This is a genomic window from Streptomyces sp. NPDC101393 (assembly GCF_044767385.1).
GTDB lineage: Bacteria > Actinomycetota > Actinomycetes > Streptomycetales > Streptomycetaceae > Streptomyces.
Map to the genome: position 1 here is coordinate 167,971 of NZ_JBIWNU010000012.1, position 21,087 is coordinate 189,057.

Below are 21,087 nucleotides of genomic sequence, written 5' to 3' on the forward strand. Positions count from 1 at the left end.
CACCGCACCCCGTCGTGTGACGCCTCATGCCCAGAGAAGCCAAGAGGCCAGGTCACGGGCTGTGTGACCTGGCCTTTCGCCGGAGCCGCCTTGGGGATTCGAACCACGACCGAAGCACTACGTCCGTCCGGTCCGCACAGACCGGGCACCCGGCGCGCTACCCAGAATCCCCGCCTAAGGTGCCGTCCAGGTCAGACAGTCAACATGGACGTTCGTCCAGCCGAAAAGTAACTGATCCCCTCGCTGGGGCCCAGTTCGTGAACACCGCGACACGGGTTGCCGGGATCGGGGTTCATGGTGAAGCGTTTGGCGAAGGAATCGCCAAACGGGTCCTTCAGCGCGACACGAGCTACCCTGTCGGACGGATTGGTTCAGCCTCGAAGGCCAAAAGGGTCAACCCGGTGGCTTGGATAACGGCGTTCCATTCCTCCTGGTTCAAGTCCGGGAATGCGTCAAGCACGGAATCAGGGATAGGAGAGCCATCGGCGCTCAGCAGTACCTGCGCGAGCGAGTACCCCGAGCGGCTGAGGCACATGCGCGCCGCATGCTGCGGCTCTCCTGTGTGCAATACCGCAATGTGCTGAGCAGCCTCCTGGTTGTCAGGAGTCGCCGACGCGAAGTCCAGAAGCGTGGTCCGCAGATGTGCCGTGAGTTCGTCCTGGAGTAGGTTTGCGCGTTCCGCTACCGCGGTCAGCGACTGGCAAACACGCTCTCTGGCCATCGTTCTGGCCGGCCTCGGGACACCCTTCGGACACTGTGCGGCATTGTCAGGCACAGGCTCGGGCTCCGACTCAAGCACCATGAGGATGAGCTTGGAGACCAGCAGTGCAGCTTCCCACTCGTCCTGGCCCAGCGCCGGGCAGCTCTCCCACACCTGTGGCGGCAGATCGCTCTCGTCGGCGCTCAGGAGCAGCTCTGGCAGCCCCACGTCATAGTCCGCGAGGCGCAGGCCGAGGCTCCGCCCCCAGCTGTGGTCCTCGCCGCCGACGGTGACGAGCCCGATGCTGGAGTGCGTGCCCAGCGTCTCCTCTGCCAATTCACACAGCGCGGATTCGACCGTGCTACGGAGGTCGGCCTCGGGTACGTGCCTCCCCTCTCCGACGCGCAGCAGGGCATTGCGTAGGCGTCCGCCCGACGATCGCGGATTCATCGTCTCCTCCTACGGGAGCCGCCAGAGTCGAGCGGCTGTACCGTCGTCTTCTCCACGTACTTGTTGAACTCGTCGATTTTGTCAGCTGGCACCGCGTAGCGTCCTGGCTCGTTGGTTGGTTTGATCTCGTACTGCTTCAGCCAGGCCAACACCTCTGGCTTGCAGTGGAACTCCACTTTGTGGGTGTAGTTCTTGCTCTTGCCCAACGTTCCGGGGTTGACCTTGCCGGTCTGGGCAGTCCACTTGGGCTGCCGTTCGTGACCGGGCCTTGGCACGAGGCCGCCGTTCGGCTTCACCGCCGCGCTGGCCTTCGCTTCTGCCTCGCTGCCGTAGCGTTCGATGATGACCGGGCACTTCTTCTTCGCCAGGCCGAGCGGGTCGATCTCTGCGAAGGGATTGTCCACGTAGCCGTGTGCGTCCGGTGCGGGCCCCAGCCCGAGCGGATCGGGGCTGAGGTATCGGCTGGTGCGTGAGTCGTAGTAGCGGAACAGGTTGTAGTGCAGGCCGCTCTCGCTGTCGTAGTACTGACCTGGGAAGCCGAGGTTGCACCCCACCACCTCGCGGGGATCAGCATGCAGAGGCACTCCCCACAAGGTGGATCTGGAGTGCCAGGCAATCCCACCGCGTTCATCGACAAGTTCCGTGGGCGTGCCGACCAGGTCGGTGACGATGGAGTAGAAGCGTTGGTCGAAATCCTCCTGCGACGGTCCGGAGACGCTGCCGGTCCGGTCGACCTGGGTCAGGACTCGGTGGCTGTCCCGGTCCCACTCCCAACTGGTGACCTGGACACCGGAGGGCCCTTGACCGCTGCGCACTTCCTCGGCTAATACGGTGCCGTCCCAGGTGAACGTGGTCTGCTCCACCACAGTGGTGGTGTCGTCGCCCAGTCGCTGCTTGGCGACGCGTCGGCCTAGGGGATCGTAGTGATAGCACCAAACGGTGCCGTCCGGGAGGGTGACCGTGGTGAGGCGATCGTCCGCGTCCCAGGAATAGTGCCAGGTTCGGACGCCGCCAGAGAGCAGCCTGCGGGATTGCTTGACGATCCTCCCCTGGCCGTCGTACTCGTAGCTCGTGCGGCCCGCCTGACGGAGCAAGGTGCCGCTATACGACCTGACCCCTGCGGTGTCGTGCTGAACCGTCTGCCCGGTGTCCCCCCAACCGGCGGCGGTCAGGTTGCCTGCAGTGTCGTAGGCGTAGGTCTCGGACCAGTTGTGTCCCGACACACTGGTGACCCGTCCCACCCGATCCAGTTCGAAGGCTCTCGTCCCCAGCGCCGTGTCCGTGAAGCCGACCAACTGATCGTCCGGGCGGTAGGCGAAGGTGCGGTGTCGCAGTGCAGTCGCAGATGTGGAGGCACCGGCCGGCATCGACGCACTGGTGACGGTCTGGGATGTCATGCGGTTGGCCGGATCCCAAGTCTGGGAGAGGACCGCCGCACCGAGCTTGCGGTGGACCTCCCGACCGGAAAGGTCGTGGCCAAACCTGAGTTCTCGCCCAGCGCTGGTCAGCGTTGCCGGTCGGCCCGCCGCATCGTAGGTCCATCGGCTCTCCACGCCACCAGGTGTACGACGCAAGCTGCGCCGGCCAAGGCTGTCGTATCCGAACTCGATTACGGCCGCCCCCTGTTGCTCGGCCAACAAGCGGCCTGCCGGGTCATAGGTGAACACGAGGTCCGTGGCGCCATTGGCCGCGTACAACAGGCGGCCTTCAGCGTCGTAGTGGAAGCGCGTCACTCCGACCTGCGTGCTCTCTCGAATCACGCGGTCGAGCAGGTCGCGGATGTAGCGCACGGTCTGGCCCGCGCCGTTGGTCCGCGAGGTCAGCCGGCCGGCAACGTCATAGGTGTAGCTGACGCTTCGTCCGTTGAAGTCTGACTCCTGCAGCACCCTGCCCAGCGAGTCGTAGTCGTAGCGCCACTGCAGTCCATGGGGGTTGGTGACAGCAGTGAGTTGCAACTCAGCGTTGTAGTCGAAGGTGAACCGGGCCCCGTCAGGGCCGGTGCGGGAGGAGACCCGATCGAAGAAGGTGTATTCGAAGGAAGTGGTTCCGCCTGCGGGGTCGACGTGCTGGAGAAGGTTCTCCTCAGCGTCATAGAACCACCGCTCGGAGTGGCCGTCGGGCCGGGTGCACCAAGCCGGCTGTCCCTCGACTGTCCAGCCGTAGGTCGTCACTGCTCCCAGCGGATCGGTCACCATCCGCGGTCGGCCGAAGGGGTCCCGCTCACACGTGGTCACGGCCCCCACAGGGTCGGTCGTGGCTACTGACAGCCCTGCGGAGTCGGTGGTGAGACGGGTTGTCTGACCCATGGCATCGGTGACGGCTGTGAGATGGGCAAAAGAGTTGTGCTCGTAGCGGGTGACCGCCCCGGCAGGATCAGTGAGCTGTAGCAGATTTCCACGATCGTCGTATGCGTACTGCCAGCCGGCGCCATCGGCACCAACCACGAGCAACGGTTGATGGAAGTCGTTGTAGACAGCGGTCGTCCGCGAGCCATCGGGCCTGGTGACGGCGGTGGTGTTGCCCTCTGCGTCGTACTCCATCGTGGTCGTACGGCCCAAGGGGTCTGTGCGCCGCAGTAGTCGGTGGTACCGGTCCCATCCGAAGCTGGTGGTCGCACCCGATGGATCGGTCTCCCTTGTCGTCTGGCCACGGTCGTTGAGCTGGTAGACGGTGACCCGTCCCAGCGCATCGGTCACCCGGGTACAGCGCGCCTTGTCGTCGTAGGCGAAGACAGCGTCGAGGAACCCGCCCTCTCCCCGGGTCTCAACGCAGCGACCTGCCCCGTCGTAGACGTAGTCGTACCGATGCAGATTGCGGTCAGCCCAGGAGGTGATCCGGCCGTCTTGGTCGTATGTGAAGTGCATCGGCACACTGGAGGAGTTAGTGACCTCGATGAGGTTCCCGTTGGCGTCGTAGGCGAATGCGGTCAAGAGGAGTCCCCCCTCGGAGTCGCCCTCATCGCCCACAACGGGGTTTGCCTCGGCTGCCAGTGCTACCGCGTCCGAGCTCCGCGCACCCAGCAGACGCAAGCCAGATATCCGTCGCCCGTCGGTCTCGACTGCGATCCGATATCCGCCGCTGTGCCAGACCTCGCTGGGGGAACCGTCATCGGAATAGTCGATGTCGATATGGTTCCCGTGCCGATCGGAAATCCCCGTCAGCGGGAGCTGTGAATCGTCTATCCGCTCTTGCGACACACCCGTGACGTTCGCCGGCTTGTCGAAGTGCCAGGTGCGTCCCTCGTGCGGGTCGCTGATACGTAGCCCACCGGCCGTCTCCGGGTCACGGCTGAGCGGCCATCGAGGACCCTCGACAGGAAGGACGGACTCATCATCCGTGGGGACCGGGTAGACAAGGAGCATGCCGTCGTCAGTGGCAAAGACGACGCCTTCGTCGTCGAGTTCCAGGCGCTGGTCGAGAGTCGAGGACCAGGACGGGCCGAACCAGCCGCCGCAACGGTAAGAGGACACATGGGTTCGCGAGAGCAACAGCGGCAACACAGCCGGCAGACTGACATCCTCTTGCGCAAGGACCATCTCGCCCGAGGCAATGTCGATCGGGTCGCTTCGACAGTTGCGGTTGTCCGCAGGAACGCTGGTCTTGTGCGGCTCTGCCGCTCCGCCACGCAGGCTCGATCCTGATGTGTTCCTTCCTCCCTTCTTGCCGCCGACCCGATTACCGGTCCCGCCGGCGCTCCCTCCCGGCGCTTTCGGGTCCTTCTTGCCGTCCTTGCCGAGCCCCTTGAAGTGGTCGGCCAGGCCCTTGTCGTTCTCGTGGTGATTCTTGGCCATCTGCTTGATACCGCGGGTCATGTTGTCGTCGAGGTGCTTGGCGGTCTTCTTGACGCCGTCCTCGATGCCGTCGATGACCTTGTCGAGCATCGTGTTCGCCGCATCGGCGATGAAGTCCTTGCCGCGGGTACGGCCGTGGTGGCTCTTGGCCCGGCCGATCTTCCCGCCGGCCTTGTTGCGGAACGTGCCGCCCGCGCTCTCCAGGCTAGTGACGGCCTTGTCGTGCTCGTCCTTGTCGAAGCTGAACCCGCCACTGCCACCAGAACTGCTGCCGCCACCGCCGAGCCCTCCCCCGCCTCCGCGGTGGCCGCCGGCGCTGAGGAGCTCCATGGGGTTGTCGGCGGCTGATTTGGCGGAGTCCTTGGCGTCCTTGACGCCCTGGTTGAAGCCTTCCTTGCCGGCCTTGGCGGCGTGCCCGAGGTCGACTCCGTCCTGGACGCCGAGGGCGTTGGCGCCGAGCTGGACGACCAAGTCGCCGACCATCGCGGCCAGCGCTTCCTCCACCGGGGTCAGCGCGATGCTGATGACCTGTTCGGCGACCTGCTGGCAGACCTCCTTGAACAGCCGCTTCACGATCATCCGGGTCGCCTGCGTCGCACCCAACGCGCCGACTTCGGAGAGCCCCAGGGTGAACGGGGCAGCGGCTTGGGCGGCGATGACCTCTGCCGCGAGGATGCCCAGCTGGACGACGGCGGCTATTTTGGCGCCCTCGATGAGGATCGCGACGCCGTCCATCGCGGTGCCTGCCATGCGCCCGCAGTCGGCCAGCCCCTTGAGATGCTGGCCGTTGATCTTCCCCCAGTGGGCATTGAGCGCTTCGACAGCCAGGGAGCCGCCCGCCGAGCCCACCAGGCTCTGGATGGCGGTGTGTGCCTCGTTCGCGCCCTCGTCGATGTCGTCGGCGAACTCTCGCATGGCATTGGCCATCTCGCGGTAGTCGTCCTCGTCCACGTTCGGCCACGACACACCGATCAGGTCGAGCAGCTCATCCGCCCAACCCGGCAGCACAACACCCACGCGAAACACGCCCCCCGTTATGCATTACTCAGATGATCGGATGCTTTCAGGCGAGGGAGCGGTGCCTCAAGTGCCCTATGAGCCGTCCTGTATGGCTGTTAGCTCTAAACGGTCCCCCCGTCGGAGGGAAAGCTGCTCATCGGCCGACAGCGGCACCGTCAGTGCGCTGGGCGGTGTCGGGTGATCACACACCGAGTCCTGTTTCTCCTGGTCAGAGTCTTGTCGACCTCGCCTACGTGACGTCCGATCCAACGGGCGGTGCCCGCTCCGCTCACGCATCGCTCACGCAAGCACTCCCACGGCATCCCCGTCGTGCGCTCCGCCGCGCCCCCGGCATGAAAAAACCCCAGGTCACGGCGAGTGAGTCCTGGGGCTTCCACAGAGCCGCCTTCGGGATTCGAACCCGAGACCTACGCATTACGAGTGCGTTGCTCTGGCCAACTGAGCTAAGGCGGCGTGGTGCGCGGCCCAGTCTACACATTGTGCGGGGGTGCTTCGTCACCCGTTGAGAAGCTGGTCAGGGGGGCGGGAGGGAGGGTGGGGGTGGGGGCCGTGGGGAGTGAAGTGGGTCACGTGCAGCGCTTGTTCTTGGGCGGGACGGTGCCGTCGAGGAGGTAGGTGTTGATCGCGCTGTCGATGCAGTCACTGCCGCGGCCGTAGGCGGTGTGGCCGTCGCCGACGTACGTGAGGAGGGTGCCGCTGGCGAGCTGGTCGGCGAGGCCCTTGGCCCAGATGTAGGGGGTGGCGGGGTCGCGGGTGGTGCCGACGACGACGATCGGGGCGGCGCCCTTGGCCTCGATGCGGTGGCGCGTGCCGGTGGGCTTGGCGGGCCAGTACGCGCAGTTCAGGGCGGACCAGGCGAACTGGTCGCCGAAGACCGGTGAGGCCTTGCGGAAGTTGGGGAGGGCGGCGCGCACCTGCTCGGGGCTGTTGAAGGTGGAGGGCAGGTCGAGGCAGTTGACGGCGGGGTTGGCGTACATCTGGTTGGCGTAGGTGCCGTCGAGGTCGCGCTCGTAGTAGCTGTCGGAGAGCGTGAGCAGCCCGCGGCCGTCGCCGGCCTTCGCCTGGGCGAGGTATTCGCGCAGAAGCGGCCAGGACTGCTCGTCGTACATGGCGGCGATGACGCCGGTCGTGGCGAGGGACTCGGTGAGCGGGCGGGCCTGGCCCGTCTCGGCCGGGTGGGCGTCGAGCTTCTTGAAGAGGGCGGAGAGCTGCTTGCCGGCGTCCTCGGCGTTCTTGGTGCCGAGGGGGCAGTCCTTCTTCTTGACGCAGTCGTCGGCGAACGCCTTGAAGGCGGTGTTGAAGCCGGTGGTCTGGTCGATGTTGATGGTGCGGGAGTCGAGCGCCGGGTTCATGGCGCCGTCGAGGACCATCCGGCCGACGCGGGAGGGGTAGAGGCCGGCGTAGGTCGCGCCGAGGAAGGTGCCGTACGAGGCGCCCACGAAGGTGACCTTCTTGTCGCCGAGGACGGCGCGCAGCACGTCCATGTCGCGGGCGGCCTCGATGGTGGAGACGTGCCCGAGCAGCTTGCCGGAGCGGGCCTGGCAGCCCTTCGCGAAGGCGCGGTAGGAGCGGGTGAGCTTGGTGACCTCGGCCGGGTTGTCGGGGGTCGCGTCGGTCTGGGTGTAGCTGTCCATCTGCTTGTCCGAGAGGCACTCGACCGGTTCGCTGCGGGCCACGCCGCGGGGGTCCATCGCGACCATGTCGTAGCGCGCCCGGACCGCGGCGGGCTGCGGTGCGTACTGCGTGAGGTAGTCGATCGCCGAGCCGCCGGGGCCGCCCGGATTGACCATGAGGGAGCCGATCCGGCTGCCGGGGCCGGTGGCCTTCTTCCGGGCGACGGCGAGCTTCAGGTCCGTGTCGGCACCGGGCTTGGCGTAGTCCAGCGGCGCCTTCATCGTCGCGCATTCGAAGCCGGCCACACCGCAGTCGTGCCAGCTCAGCTTCTGGTCGTAGTACGGGCGGAGGTTGCCGGGAACGGCCGTCGGCAGGGGGTTGAGGACGGGGGCGTCGCCGTCGTCGGCGGCGCGCTCGGCGCCGCCCCCTCGCGCGACGCCGGACGCGTCAGGGTCCGGGGACGAACTTCCGGCGGAGCAGCCGGAGATCAGCAGAGCGGTGGCCGCGAAGACGGCAGCGGCGGGGCGGAGCAGGCGGCTGGTGGCCATGAGCGGTCCCTCGTTCTCGGTCCCTGAACCGGTCCCGGCCACGGAACCGATCCCGGTGCGGGAAGCGGTCCCGGTCCCTGGACCGGCTTCGGCGGCGACGGCAAGGCAGCGGTACGGCGGTACGGCGAGCCGACGGAGGTGGGGCGCGGGGTGGAGCCCGCCGGCAGGAGGCTTGACACGGAGCGTATCCGGGCGAGGGCGATGAGTGACTCCTTTCCGGGGGGTGGTGCTGCGGTCCCGGGCGGCGGGGGCCTTGCGGTGATCAGCCGGCGCGGAGGGCCGCGGTCATCGCTTCGACCGCGAGGAGCGGCGCCACATTGCGGTCCAGCGCGCCGCGGCAGGCGATGACCGCTTCTATCCGGCGCAGGGTGCGCTCCGGGGTCGAGGCGGTGGCGATGCGCTGGATGCTGTCGCGGGCCTCGGCGTTGGCCAGCGGCACCGAGGCGCCCACCTGGACGGCGAGCACATCGCGGTAGAAACCGGTGAGGTCGGTCAGGGCCAGGTCGAGGCTGTCGCGCTGCGTACGGGTGGAGCGGCGCTTCTGCTTGTCCTGGAGCTCCTTCATGGCGCCCGCCGTGCCGCGCGGCATCCGCCCGCCGGTGCCGGCGGCGGCGCCGAGCGCGGCGCGCAGCTCCTCGGTCTCCTTGGTGTCCACGTCCTCGGCGACCTGCTTGGCGTCCTCGCCCGCGGCGTCGATCAGCTCCTGGGAGGCCTTGAGGCAGCCGCCGATGTCGTCGATGCGCAGCGGGAGTTTCAGCACCGCGGAGCGGCGGGCGCGGGCCCGCTCGTCGGTGGCCAGGCGGCGGGCCCGGCCGATGTGCCCCTGGGTGGCGCGGGCGGCGAGGTCGGCGGCCTCCGGTGCGATGCCGTCGCGCCGCACGAGGACATCGGCGACGGCGCTGATCGGCGGCGTACGGAGCGTCAGATGGCGGCAGCGCGAGCGGATGGTGGGCAGCACGTCCTCGATGGAGGGCGCGCAGAGCAGCCAGACCGTACGGGGCGCGGGCTCCTCGACGGCCTTGAGGAGGACGTTGCCCGCGCCTTCGGTGAGGCGGTCGGCGTCCTCCAGGACGATCACCTGCCAGCGGCCGCCGGCCGGGGAGAGGGAGGCGCGGCGGACCAGGGAGCGGGTCTCCTTGACGCCGATGGAGAGCAGGTCCGTACGGACGATCTCGACATCGGCGTGGGTGCCGACCAGGGAGGTGTGGCAGCCGTCGCAGAAGCCGCAGCCGGGGGCGCCGCCCAGTGCGCGGTCCGGGCTGACGCACTGCAGCGCGGCGGCGAACGCGCGGGCGGCGGTGGACCGGCCCGATCCGGGCGGGCCGGTGAACAGCCAGGCGTGGGTCATCTGCGAGGAGCCGGTCGGATCGGCCGGCACCGGGGTGCCGCGGGGCGCCGCGGCGGCCGCGCTGTCAAAGGACACGAGGGCGTCCGCATCGCGCGCGGCCGCGGCGAGCTGCTCCGTCAGCCGGCCCTGGCCGACCACGTCGTCCCATACCGCCATCGTTGTCCGCCGTTCCCTTCCGCCTGCCCTGCACGTCTCGCGGCCCTGCCCGCACGTCTCACGCCGCGGTGCGCACCGCAGCGCGCCCGCGTTCCACCCATTGTGGTGCAACCCACTGACAAACGAATCCGGAGCCGGCGTGCGGACGCCGGCCGTGCGGCCGTCCGCAGGGAAAACGGCCGTGGCCGCAGCTGTCCTTCCGCTGCGGCCACGGCCGTCGTCGAGACCGGTCCGGGCGCCGCCGTCCTGCGCTCCCGGCGCGCGCCCGAGTGGTGCTACCCGCGCCGTCCGCGAGGCCCGCGACCGTCCGCGCCGTGGTCCCCGTCCTCGTCGCCGCGCGGGCCGAGCAGCTCGTCGGCGAGCGTCGGGAGGTCGTCCAGCGGGGTCTCCTCCGCCCATTCGGGGCGGGGGCGGCTGCGCTGCGGAGGCTCCACGGGACGGCCCGTGGACGGGTCGATCTGCGGGAGTTCGGCCGTCCGCTCCACTCCCGACTCGGCCGGTGCGGACTGCTGCCGCGCCGCTGCGTCGTTCGGGTCACCGCCCCGCTCGCCGCTCCGGTCGCCGGCACGGAACATCCACGGCGGTACGCGGTCCGCCGGGTCACCGTGCGCCTCGGGTCCCTCGTGCGCGTGGCCCTGCGGGCCGCCTTCGGCATCCGGTCGTACGGGCGGCAGGACCGCGGTCTCGTCCGCGTCCCGTCCGGTGCCGTAGGCCGGCAGCACGGTCGTCTCGTCGGCGGATCCGGAGGCGTGCCGCGCCCCCGGCTGCGGCAGCGACGCCGTCCGCTCGTTGTCAGGACCGGAAGCCGAGCCGGAGCCCGAGGCGGAACCGGCACCGGAATCGGTGCCGTTCTCCGTCTCCGCCACCCGCTTCCGCAGATCCGCGACCGGCGTCTCCGCCGTCGGCGCATCCGCGGACTCGGCCGCCGCGGCCGCCTCGGCAGCTGCTTCCGCCGCGGCCTTGGCCTCGGCCGCCGCAGCCGCTTCGGCCGCCGCCACCCGGGCCTGTTCGGCGCGCAGCAGGGCCGCCTCGGCCTTGCGCTGCTTCTCCAGACGGCGCTCCTCGGCCTCGGCGCGCAGCCGCGCCTCCTCCTCGGCCTGCTTGCGCAGCCGTTCCTGTTCGGCCTGGCGGGCCTGCTCCTCGGCCTCGCGCCGCTGGCGCTCCTCCTCCGCCGCCTTGCGTGCCTCCTCGGCGCGCAGCCGCGCCTCCTCGGCCTGGCGGGCGGCCTCCCGGGCCTTGGCCTCTTCGAGTTCGCGGCGCTTGCGCTCCTCCTCCTCGGCGCGCAGCTTGGCGAGCTGTTCCTGGCGCTCGCGTTCCTGGCGCGCCTCCTCGGCCTTGCGCGCGGCCTCTTCCTCGGCCTTGCGGCGGGCCGCTTCCTCGGCGGCCTTGCGGGCCTCCACCTGGGCCTTGGCCTCGGCCTCGGACAGCGGGAGCACCTGGTCGAGGCGGTGCCGTACGACCGTGGTGACAGCCTCCGGCTCCTGGCCCGCGTCGACGATCAGGTAGCGCGCCGGGTCGGCGGCGGCCAGGGTGAGGAATCCGGCGCGTACCCGCTGGTGGAATTCGGCGGGCTCGGACTCCATACGGTCCGGGGCCTCGGTGAAGCGTTCCCGTGCGGTGTCCGGCGAGACGTCCAGCAGCACCGTCAGGTGGGGGACGAGGCCGTCGGTCGCCCAGCGGGAGATCCGGGCGATCTCCGTGGGCGCGAGGTTGCGCCCGGCGCCCTGGTAGGCGACCGAGGAGTCGATGTAGCGGTCGGTGATGACGATGGCGCCGCGCTCCAGCGCGGGCCGGATGACGCTGTCGACGTGCTCGGCGCGGTCGGCGGCGAACATCAGCGCCTCCGCACGGTCCGAGAGCCCGGACGTCGAGACGTCCAGGATGATCGAGCGCAGCCGCTTGCCGATGGCGGTGGCGCCGGGCTCACGGGTGACCACGACCTCGTGGCCCTTGCTGCGGATCCATTCGGCGAGCGCCTCGACCTGGGTGGACTTGCCGGCGCCGTCGCCGCCCTCCAGGGCGATGAAGAAACCGGTGGCCGCGGGCGCCTGGTCCGGTTCGCCGCCGCGCAGCGCCTCGCGCAGATCGCGCCGCAGCGGGACGCCCTGCCGGTCGTCGACCTTGCCGAGGACCCAGGCGGCGACCGGCAGCAGCAGCGCGCCGACCAGCATCAGGGTGAAGGCGGCGCCGCCGTGCGAGAAGTCGAAGGTGCCGTTGCCGACGCTGTGCGGGCCGATGAGTGCGGCCAGCAGCGGGGCGACGATGGCGGCCAGCGCGACCGCGAGGCGTACGACGGCGTGCAGATGCTCGGTGGTGCGGGCGGCGCGGAACTCCTCCGCCTCCTGTTCCAGCAGCAGATGCCCGGTGTTGGCGGCGATGCCCGCGCCGACGCCGGCGAGCAGCGCCAGCAGCAGGACCGTCGTCGCGTCCGGGACCAGGCCCATGGCCAGCAGCGCGAGGCCGGTGACCGCGAGCGCCAGGGCCAGCAGCCGGCGCCGGGAGAGGGCGGGCAGCACCTTGTGGGCGCCGCGGATCCCGCCGACCGTGCCGCCGGTCAGGGCGAGGACGAGCAGCGCGAAGGTGGCCGGGCCGCCGTTGATGTCGAAGGCGTGCAGCACGGCGAGCGAGACAGCGGCGGCGATGGCGGCGGCGACCGCGGCGCAGGCGACCACCAGCAGCGGAATCGCGCCCGTACGCCCCTTGTCGACGCCCTTGCCGTGCTTCGGACGGCGCAGTCCCTCCAACGGGGAGCGCGGCCGCGGCGTCGGGGCACCGGGGAGTTCGATGAAGTAGAGGATCGATACGGAAGCGGCGAAGAGCCCGGCGGCGACGTACGAGCCGAGCGCGGCCTCGTGGGCGTCGAACCACTCGATGCCGGTGCCCAGCAGCTTCCCGATGAGGGTGACGACGACCAGCGCGGCCGCCGCGAGGGGCAGCGCGACGAAGCCGGTGCGCAGCGACAGCCGGCGCAGCGCGTCCATGTTGTCGGGCAGCGGGCGCACGGCGGCGCCCTCGGGGGGCGGCGCGGGCAGCAGTCCCGGCGCCGCGCTCTCCCGTGACACGGTCCAGAAACGCTCGGCGACGCCGACGACGAAGACGGTGACCAGCAGCCAGGCGAGGGCGTCGCCCGGCGACCAGTCGATCCAGAGGGGGGCGACGACCAGCAGCGCCAGCCGTACGCCGTCCGCGCCGATCATCGTCCAGCGCCGGTCCAGCGGCCCGGAGGGCGCCGTCAGGGCGGACAGCGGCCCCAGCAGGACCGCCCCGAAGAGGAGGGTCGCCAGCATCCGGGCCGCGAAGACGGCGGTGACCGCGAGGGCGGCGCCCCGATAGCCGCCGCCGAAGACGGCCTCGCCTCCCAGCGGTACGTACAGCGCCGCCTGAAGGGCGAGCAGTACCAGGACAAGCATGGACAGGGCATCGCCGATGCCCCCGACGAACTGGGCGCTCCACAGTCGCTTCATGGGAGGGAAGCGGAGCAGGGCTCGCACGGCGCGCTCGCGGGAATCCGCGGCAAGGGCGCCTGAAGTGGGGGTCACGACCGTTGGCTGCTCGGCACGCGTCATCTCGCCAGCCTATCGGGCAGCCACCCGCTCCCGGGCGCCCGCCCGAACAAACGGGCGGGCCCGACGGAACACTGTCCGCCTTGCCCGCCCTTGTCCCGCGCTTCGGCTCAGGAGCCGGGGCCCGCGGAGCCCCAGGAGGATCAGTCCTCGACCGACGCCGCCGTCTTCTTCGCGGCCGCCGTCTTCGCGGTGGCCTTCTTGGCGGTCGTCTTCTTGGCCGCGGTCTTCTTCGCCGCCGTCTTCTTGGCGGTCGTCTTCTTCGCCGCGGTCTTCTTCGCCGGCGCCTTCTTCGCGGCCTTCTTGGCGGTCTTCTTCGCCGGGCCCTTGGCACGCTTCTCCGCCAGCAGCTCGTAACCGCGCTCCGGCGTGATCGTCTCGACGTCGTCGTCCCGGCGCAGCGTCGCGTTGGTCTCGCCGTCGGTGACGTACGCGCCGAACCGGCCGTCCTTGACCACCACCGGCTTCTCGCTCACCGGGTCGGTGCCCAGCTCCTTGAGCGGCGGCTTGGCGGCGGCCCGGCCGCGCTGCTTGGGCTGCGCGTAGATCGCCAGCGCCTCGTCGACCGTGATGCTGAAGAGCTGGTCCTCGGTCTCCAGGGAGCGCGAGTCGGTGCCCTTCTTGAGGTACGGACCGTAGCGGCCGTTCTGCGCGGTGATCTCCACGCCCTCGGGGTCCTTGCCGACGACCCGCGGCAGCGACATCAGCTTGAGCGCGTCCGCCAGCGTGACGGTGTCCAGGGACATCGACTTGAAGAGCGAGGCGGTGCGCGGCTTGACGGCGTTCTTGCCGGTCTTCGGGGTGCCCTCGGGCAGGATCTCGGTGACGTACGGGCCGTAGCGGCCGTCCTTCGCGACGATCTGGTTGCCGCTGTGCGGGTCCATGCCCAGCTCGAAGTCGCCGCTCGGCTTGGCCAGCAGCTCCTCCGCGTAGTCCACGGTCAGCTCGTCGGGCGCGAGGTCGTCGGGGACATCGGCGCGCTGGTGGCCCTCGGAGTCCTTCTCACCGCGCTCGACGTACGGGCCGTAGCGGCCGACCCGCAGCTTGATGTCCGCGCTGACGGGGAAGGACGAGATCTCCCGGGCGTCGATCGCGCCCAGGTCCGTGACCAGTTCCTTCAGGCCGCCGAGGTGGTCGCCGTCGCCGTTGCCGGCGTTCGACGCGGCACCGGCGTCGTCGCCCTCACCGAAGTAGAAGCGCCGCAGCCACGGCACGGACTGCGCCTCGCCGCGTGCGATGCGGTCGAGGTCGTTCTCCATCTTGGCGGTGAAGTCGTAGTCGACGAGCCGGCCGAAGTGCTTCTCCAGCAGGTTGACCACGGCGAAGGAGAGGAAGGACGGGACGAGCGCGGTGCCCTTCTTGAAGACATATCCGCGGTCGAGGATCGTGCCGATGATCGACGCGTACGTCGACGGGCGGCCGATCTCGCGCTCTTCCAGCTCCTTGACGAGCGTGGCCTCGGTGTAGCGGGCCGGCGGCTTGGTGGCGTGCCCGTCGACGGTGATCTCCTGCGCGGAGAGACCGTCGCCCTCGGCGACCTGCGGCAGCCGCCGCTCGCGGTCGTCCAGCTCGGCGTTGGGGTCGTCGGCGCCTTCCACATAGGCCTTCATGAAGCCGTGGAAGGTGATGGTCTTGCCGGACGCGCTGAACTCGGCGTCCCGTCCGTCGGCGGCCCGGCCACCGATCTTGACGGTGACGGAGTTACCGACCGCGTCCTTCATCTGGGAGGCGACGGTCCGCTTCCAGATCAGCTCGTACAGACGGAACTGGTCGCCGCTCAGGCCGGTCTCCGCCGGGGTGCGGAAGCGGTCCCCGGAGGGGCGGATCGCCTCGTGCGCCTCCTGGGCGTTCTTGACCTTGCCGGCGTACGTCCGCGGCTTGTCCGGCAGATAGTCGCTGCCGTACAGCTGCGTCACCTGCGCACGGGCCGCGGAGACCGCGGTGTCCGAGAGCGTGGTGGAGTCCGTACGCATATAGGTGATGAAGCCGTTCTCGTACAGCTTCTGCGCCACCTGCATCGTCGACTTCGCGCCGAAACCGAGCTTGCGGCTGGCCTCCTGCTGGAGGGTGGTCGTACGGAACGGGGCGTACGGCGAGCGACGGTAGGGCTTGGACTCGACGGAGCGGACCGCGAAGTCGGTGTTCTCCAGGGCCGCGGCGAGCGCGCGGGCGTTCGCCTCGTCGAGGTGCTGGACGGCCTCGCTCTTGAGCCGGCCGTCGGAGCCGAAGTCACGGCCCTGCGCGATGCGGCGCCCGTCGACGGTGGTCAGCCGGGCGGTGAGGGTCGAGGGGTCGCTGGCGTCGCCGGTCCGGCCCGTGGCGAACGTGCCGGTCAGGTCCCAGTACTCGGCGGAGCGGAAGGCGATCCGCTCGCGCTCCCGCTCGACGACGAGCCGGGTCGCGACGGACTGCACACGGCCGGCCGACAGCCGGGGCATGACCTTCTTCCACAGGACCGGCGAGACCTCGTAGCCGTAGAGGCGGTCGAGGATGCGGCGGGTCTCCTGGGCGTCGACCAGCTTCTGGTTCAGCTCGCGAGGGTTCTCGACGGCCTCGCGGATCGCGTCCTTGGTGATCTCGTGGAAGACCATGCGGTGGACGGGGACCTTGGGCTTGAGGATCTCCTGGAGGTGCCAGGCGATGGCCTCGCCCTCGCGGTCCTCATCTGTGGCGAGGAAGAGTTCGTCGGACTCGGCCAGCAGCTCCTTGAGCTTCTTGACCTGGTCCTTCTTGTCACTGTTGACCACATAGATCGGCTGGAAGTCGGCGTCGACATTCACACCGAGACGGGCCCAGGGCTCGCCCTTGTACTTCGCCGGGACCTCTGCCGCGCCATTGGGAAGGTCGCGGATGTGCCCGACACTGGCCTCGACCACGTATCCCGGACCCAGATAGCCCTTGATCGTCTTCGCCTTGGCAGGCGACTCGACGATGACGAGTCGGCGGCGGCCGCCGCTTGCGGTCTCGCTGGTCGGGGACAACTTCGCTCTTCTCTCCGGTCGACGCTTGTGGGAACCCCCGGGCCGGACGCCCGGAGCGCACTGCGGTGACGCTTGACGCTGCGGAGTGTGACGGTACCTCCCGCCCCCGTGTCAAACGGAAAAACCCCGCAACGCCACTCGAACGGTAACCCGACTACATACCTTCATGCCGCCCGGACCGCGCCCGGCAGTCGCCCTCGCCCGTGTCGCCGCCCCCCGGCACGGTCCCCGGGACCGCCTTGACGATCACCCGCCACCGGGCCGCCGCCCCGTCCGCCCCGGTCCGCGGCCCCCGGCCGGCGACGCCCCGTCCGCGCCCGGTGATCTCACACAGTGACGATCACCACCGCGGCCCCTTCCGGCCGCCGGTGGCCGGCACTGTCACAAGGCGGTGCCGGATGTCGCCGTTGTCTTGGTAGGGCAGGGATGACGGCTGGCAGGATGGGCACGGCTCTCTTTGCTGCGAGCCGCGTCGCTGCCATCACCTGTCATCAGCAACCTCGGGGGTCAGAACACTCATGGCGAACCAGTATCCCGGCCCGCCGCAGGAACAGCCCGACGACAATCCGTACGCCAAGCCGCAGGGCGAGCAGCCCGCCGCTCCGGGCTACGGCTACCCCCAGGGCGGCGCGCCCGGGGACCCCGGCTACGGATACCCGCAGGCCGCGCCCCCTCCGCAGCCGCAGCAGCAGCCCGGTTACGGCTACCCGGGCGCCACCCCGCCGCCGACCGCTCCCCAGCCCGGCCCCGCCGCCGGCTTCCCGGGACAGCCCGCCGGCTATCCGCCCCAGCAGCCGCAGGGCGGAGCCGGAATGGCGCTCTCGCTCGGCGACATCGCGGTGACCGGCGACACGATCATGACGCCGGCCGGCCCGATGCCGCTCAAGGGCGCGGTGTGGACGGCCACCGACATGTCGCGGACGGAGGAGAAGATTCCGGCGCACGCCATCGTGCTCGCCATCGTCTTCTTCCTCTTCTGCCTGCTCGGGCTGCTCTTCCTGATGATGAAGGAACGCACCACGACCGGGTTCGTCCAGGTGACGGTCAACAGCGGCGGCCGGCACCACTCCACGATGATCCCGGTGCAGTCGCCCGAGCAGGTCATGTACGTGCTCAACCAGGTCAATTACGCAAGGTCGCTGAGCGTGTGAGTCCCACCGAGCCCGCTCTGCCCGACCGGCCGGCGGCTCCCGGATTCCCCGCGCCGGCCACCCCCGCGCCGCGCGCACCCGAGTCGATCCGCAGGCGCACCGCGCTGACGGCCTCCGCCGTGCTCGGCGCCGGTGCCCTGGGCGCCGTCTACCTCTGGAACACCAACCCGCACCAAGGAGGCCAGCTGCTGCCCGGCTGCCCCCTCCGGTGGGCGACCGGGCTGCTGTGCCCGGTGTGCGGCGGGACCCGGATGGCGTACGACCTGATGCACGCCGACGTCGTCACGGCCTTCCACGACAACGCCCTGCTGCTCACGCTGGGACTGCCGGTCGCGGGCTATTTCCTCCTGCGCAAGCTGGTCGCGGGGCTGCGCGGGCGGGTGTACCGGCCGCGGCTGACGGCCCGCGGCAATGCGGTGATGCTGAGCATTGCCGCGGTCTGGATGATCGGCCGCAACCTCGTCGGCTGACGGACCGACCGGCGTCTCGCCGGGTGTCAGCGGACGGTGACCTGGACCACCGGCGAGACGGTGGCGCCGGAGCCGACGCGGAGCTGATTGACGCCCTTGAGGCCGAGCTTGACGCGCACCGCATACGTACCAGTGGCGTTGACCGGGGCCTGCGCGGGCAGCGCGACCCACTTGCTGCCCTGCTTCTGCTGCACGGTGACCTTGGTGCCCGCCTTGATGCCCTTGGCGGCACCGGATATCCGGAACTCCTGCCAGGCCTGGACGGTGGTTGCCGAGGCCTTGGCGGTGAGCTGGGCCTCGGCGGGCGCGGTGGCCACGAGAGGCGTGGGCGAGTGCAGGTCGGCCGGCGCGGCGAAGGCCGCGGCCGATCCGCCGGCGAGCAGGGCGACGGCGATGACGCCGACGGCGGCGTAGCGGACGGCACGGTTCATGGGGAATCCTCACTGTGGGGACCTGATGGGGCACCACTGGACGCCGACGGAAGCTGACGGCGGCTCATGGCCGCCCACCGGATCCGGCGATGACCTTCACTGAGGAACACGGGTGACGCCGTACGAAGGTTCCTTCGCCGCACGGCACTTCGGCCGCGGGGGACGGAACCGGCCAGGCCCGAAAGGGCCCGCCCGGCGCGGCAAGGGGAAGAGCCAGCGGAAAGGGCCCCGGTGACGCCCACCGATATGACCGAATTCCACCGGCCCGCCACCTGGCGAAGCCAACCCCCGCTGCCGCCGCCCCTCCCCGCCCCCTACAACGCCCCCAGCAACCAGCAGCCCGTGGCCAGGAACAGCGCCCCGAACCCCACCCCGGTCGCCACCCCCACGGCCCGCCCCGCGCCCTCGGCGACCGGCGCCCCCACCCGCACTCGGGCGCCCGTCCACAACAGCAGTCCGGCGCCGAACAGGGCGAAGGCCGCACCGGCGAAGGCCTCGGGTCCACTCTCCATGCGGGCAGCCTGGCACCCCGGTGCGGCGCCCGGGAGAACGCCGGATGAACGGCGCCCCTCCGGGCCGTACGGCCTCAGCCGTCCGCGGCCACCGGCTCCAGGAAGCCCTGCTCGATCAGCATCCGGATCGCGCCGGGCGTACGGTCCCGCAGCTGGACCGGGTCCTCGCCGACGAGTTGCGCGATGGCGTCCAGGATCCGCCCGGCCGGCAGCGAACCGTCACACACCCCGGCGAAGCCCGCGCCGACCGTGTCCACCTTGGTGGCCCGCCGCATTCCGCGGTTCTGACGCAGCACCACATGCTCCGGGTCCTCCGCCCCGGGCAGACCGACCTGTTCCTGCACCACCTCGTCGGCGAGCCGGAAGTGGCCGGCGAGCAGCTCCGCGTCGTCCGTCCCCCGCAGATAGTCCTGGCGGGCGAAGTGCCCCACCACGGACTCGCCCAGCGGCTGCTCGACCGTGTGCGGCCATTCCTCGACGGTGATCGACGGATCGGCGGACCCGGACTTGCGCAGCGTGATCCAGCCGAAGCCGATGGCCTTGGTCTTGCGCGCCTCGAACTCGTCGAGCCAGGCGTCGTAGCGCGCGGCGTAGGCGTCGTCACCGGCACGGTGGTCGCCGCCGTCGCGCAGCCACAGCTCGGCGTACTGCGTGACGTCCTGCACCTCGCGCTGCACGATCCAGGCGTCGCAGCCGCGCGGCACCCACGACCGCAGCCGGTCGTGCCACTCCTCGCCCGCCACGTGCTGCCAATTGGCCAGCAGCTGGCAGTACCCGCCGTCGTTCAGATGGGCGGCGGCCTGCTGGACGAGGGTGCGGCACAGGTCGTCGCCGCCCATCCCGCCGTCGCGGTAGGTGAGCCGGCCGCCGTCGGGGCCCAGCGGCGAGATCACGAACGGCGGGTTGGACACGATCAGGTCGTACGTCTCGTCGCCCACCGGGCCGAACAGCGAACCCTCCCGCAGATCCGCCGGCCGCGCCCCGGAGAGCGCCAGCGTCAGCGCGGCGATCCGCAGCGCCCGGGGGTTGAGGTCGGTGGCCGTCACGGCGCTCGCGTGCTGGGCGGCGTGCAGCGCCTGGATGCCGGAGCCCGTACCGAGGTCCAGGGCCTTGGCGACGGGCGTACGCACGGTCAGCCCGGAAAGGGTCGTGGACGCGCCGCCCACCCCGAGCACCAACTGCGAACGGTCCGCACCGTCCACTCCCCGGATGCCGCCGGAGCCGCCGACCGCGCAGCCCAGGTCGGAGACGATCCACCAGTCCTCGCCCTCGGGGCCGCCGTACGGCCGGACGTCCACGGCGGCGCGGACCTCCTCGCCGTCCTGGACCAGCCAGCCGTCGGCGAGGCAGTCGGCCACCGGCAGCGCCGCCCGCGCCCGCCGCAGCTCCACCGGACGCTGCAACAGGAACAGCCGCACCAGGGTCTCCAGCGGGCTGTCGCCGCGCGTCGCCCGCAGTGCGGGGACGCTCTCGCTGCGCGCCAAGGCGGCATAGGCCGGCGCGCCGAGCAGGTCCAGCAGACCGTCGGCGGTGAAATCGGCGGCCAGCAGCGCCTGGCGGAGCCGGTCGGTGCGGGCGCTGCTCTCGGGGTCCTGGGCATCTGCGGTGGGGAGGTGCGTACTCACACCCCCATTGTCAGGGCAACCACCGACAATCGGCGACGGCCCGGCGCCGCGCCCCTTCTCGGGCGCGTCGCCGGGCCGTCGGCCGGTCAGCTCTCCGGGCCGTCCTGCCGGCCCGCTTCAGGTCGTCGCCGCGGCTTCTAGGACGGCGACGGTGCGACGGACGCGTTCTGGTTCTGGCAGCCCTTCTGGTTGCCCATGGCCTTGCCGACGTCGCCGGCCTCCAACTTCTTGAAGGCGGCCTCACTCTGGGCGTTGAGCGTCTTGATGCCGTTGGAGAGGCTCCGCAGGCCTTCCGCGAACTTCAGCTTGTCGCTGGTGTTCAGATCGTCGACCTGCTTCTGGAGGTCCCCGTATCCCTTGGAGAGGGAGTTGAGCTCCTTGACCGCGTTCTTCTGGGCCTGGCCGCCGTCGTCAGTGGGCGGCGGGCCCGCCTTCTCCAGGGACTTGGCGAGCGAGGCGTAGGCGTTGGAGATCTTCTGGAAGGCCGCCGAGTCCGTCTGCTGGATCTTCTTGGAGTCCGTGTTGCCGTCATCGGCCGTCTGCATGGCGGCGTTGGCATCCTGGATCTGCTGGAACTGGGACTGCCCAGAATCGCAGAACTTCTTCGCCCAGTCGTTGAGCTTCTCGTTGCTGTCATCGCTGCAACCGGTCAGCGCGAGCATCAGTGCCGCTCCGCCGGACAGTGCAGCCACAAGCTTCTTGTTCACCGGATTGGTCCCTTCCATGG

The 21,087-nt window shown here is 70.3% G+C and carries 12 protein-coding genes and 1 tRNA gene; 2 read left to right on the plus strand and 11 right to left on the minus strand.

Translation table 11 applies throughout. From position 1 onward, the window contains the following. Window positions 1-349: 349 nt before the first annotated feature. The 7 genes from ACIRQ7_RS32915 to topA all read right to left on the minus strand — a co-directional run bounded on the left by ACIRQ7_RS32915 (window position 350) and on the right by topA (window position 16,171). Complete coding sequence (locus tag ACIRQ7_RS32915) at window positions 350-1,150, minus strand: hypothetical protein (protein WP_404266250.1); 801 nt, start codon at window positions 1,148-1,150, stop codon at window positions 350-352. Next, complete coding sequence (locus ACIRQ7_RS32920; RefSeq protein ID WP_404266251.1) at window positions 1,147-5,958, minus strand: DUF6531 domain-containing protein; 4,812 nt, start codon at window positions 5,956-5,958, stop codon at window positions 1,147-1,149. The genes ACIRQ7_RS32915 and ACIRQ7_RS32920 overlap by 4 nt, the downstream gene beginning before the upstream one ends. A gap of 382 nt (window positions 5,959-6,340) precedes the next feature. After that, window positions 6,341-6,414: transfer RNA gene (locus tag ACIRQ7_RS32925), tRNA-Thr, on the minus strand. Window positions 6,415-6,527: 113 nt separating this feature from the next. Then, complete coding sequence (locus ACIRQ7_RS32930) at window positions 6,528-8,123, minus strand: alpha/beta hydrolase (protein ID WP_404266252.1); 1,596 nt, start codon at window positions 8,121-8,123, stop codon at window positions 6,528-6,530. A gap of 262 nt (window positions 8,124-8,385) precedes the next feature. Continuing rightward, window positions 8,386-9,627, minus strand: a complete 1,242-nt coding sequence (locus ACIRQ7_RS32935) for a DNA polymerase III subunit delta' (protein ID WP_404266253.1) — start codon at window positions 9,625-9,627, stop codon at window positions 8,386-8,388. Window positions 9,628-9,902: 275 nt separating this feature from the next. Further along, entirely contained in the window at window positions 9,903-13,193 is a 3,291-nt protein-coding gene (gene tmk, locus ACIRQ7_RS32940) for a dTMP kinase (RefSeq protein ID WP_404266254.1), read from the minus strand. Window positions 13,194-13,333: 140 nt separating this feature from the next. Next, window positions 13,334-16,171: a type I DNA topoisomerase gene (gene topA, locus ACIRQ7_RS32945; RefSeq protein WP_404266255.1), complete on the minus strand. Its 2,838-nt coding sequence runs from the start codon at window positions 16,169-16,171 to the stop codon at window positions 13,334-13,336. Between the two features lie 518 nt (window positions 16,172-16,689). Here topA and ACIRQ7_RS32950 point away from each other — a divergent pair. Together ACIRQ7_RS32950 and ACIRQ7_RS32955 are read left to right on the plus strand one after the other, a co-directional pair. Next, on the plus strand, window positions 16,690-17,322 hold the full coding sequence (locus ACIRQ7_RS32950; RefSeq protein WP_401465405.1) for a hypothetical protein: 633 nt from the start codon (window positions 16,690-16,692) through the stop codon (window positions 17,320-17,322). Beyond that, a complete protein-coding gene (locus ACIRQ7_RS32955) occupies window positions 17,319-17,792 on the plus strand; it encodes a DUF2752 domain-containing protein (protein WP_404266256.1) in 474 nt (157 codons plus the stop codon). The genes ACIRQ7_RS32950 and ACIRQ7_RS32955 overlap by 4 nt, the downstream gene beginning before the upstream one ends. Window positions 17,793-17,818: 26 nt before the next feature. Here the strand turns inward: ACIRQ7_RS32955 and ACIRQ7_RS32960 are convergent, their stop codons facing one another. The 4 genes from ACIRQ7_RS32960 to ACIRQ7_RS32975 all read right to left on the minus strand — a co-directional run bounded on the left by ACIRQ7_RS32960 (window position 17,819) and on the right by ACIRQ7_RS32975 (window position 21,067). Beyond that, complete coding sequence (locus ACIRQ7_RS32960) at window positions 17,819-18,223, minus strand: hypothetical protein (protein ID WP_404266257.1); 405 nt, start codon at window positions 18,221-18,223, stop codon at window positions 17,819-17,821. Between the two features lie 314 nt (window positions 18,224-18,537). Next, on the minus strand, window positions 18,538-18,735 hold the full coding sequence (locus ACIRQ7_RS32965) for a hypothetical protein (protein WP_403673615.1): 198 nt from the start codon (window positions 18,733-18,735) through the stop codon (window positions 18,538-18,540). A gap of 74 nt (window positions 18,736-18,809) precedes the next feature. Next, window positions 18,810-20,360 (minus strand): methyltransferase, encoded by a 1,551-nt coding sequence (locus ACIRQ7_RS32970; RefSeq protein ID WP_404266258.1) that lies wholly within the window; start codon window positions 20,358-20,360, stop codon window positions 18,810-18,812. Window positions 20,361-20,497: 137 nt separating this feature from the next. Then, window positions 20,498-21,067, minus strand: a complete 570-nt coding sequence (locus ACIRQ7_RS32975; protein WP_401465391.1) for a small secreted protein — start codon at window positions 21,065-21,067, stop codon at window positions 20,498-20,500. Window positions 21,068-21,087: the final 20 nt, after the last annotated feature.

What these genes read in the sequence shown, in the direction of transcription:
- ACIRQ7_RS32950 (WP_401465405.1), top strand. Translation starts at nt 16,690, where the DNA reads ATGGCGAACCAGTATCCCGGCCCGCCGCAGGAACAGCCCGACGACAAT.
- tmk (WP_404266254.1), bottom strand. Translation starts at nt 13,193, where the DNA reads ATGACGCGTGCCGAGCAGCCAACGGTCGTGACCCCCACTTCAGGCGCC.
- ACIRQ7_RS32960 (WP_404266257.1), bottom strand. Translation starts at nt 18,223, where the DNA reads ATGAACCGTGCCGTCCGCTACGCCGCCGTCGGCGTCATCGCCGTCGCC.
- ACIRQ7_RS32915 (WP_404266250.1), bottom strand. Translation starts at nt 1,150, where the DNA reads ATGAATCCGCGATCGTCGGGCGGACGCCTACGCAATGCCCTGCTGCGC.
- ACIRQ7_RS32935 (WP_404266253.1), bottom strand. Translation starts at nt 9,627, where the DNA reads ATGGCGGTATGGGACGACGTGGTCGGCCAGGGCCGGCTGACGGAGCAG.
- ACIRQ7_RS32965 (WP_403673615.1), bottom strand. Translation starts at nt 18,735, where the DNA reads ATGGAGAGTGGACCCGAGGCCTTCGCCGGTGCGGCCTTCGCCCTGTTC.
- ACIRQ7_RS32930 (WP_404266252.1), bottom strand. Translation starts at nt 8,123, where the DNA reads ATGGCCACCAGCCGCCTGCTCCGCCCCGCCGCTGCCGTCTTCGCGGCC.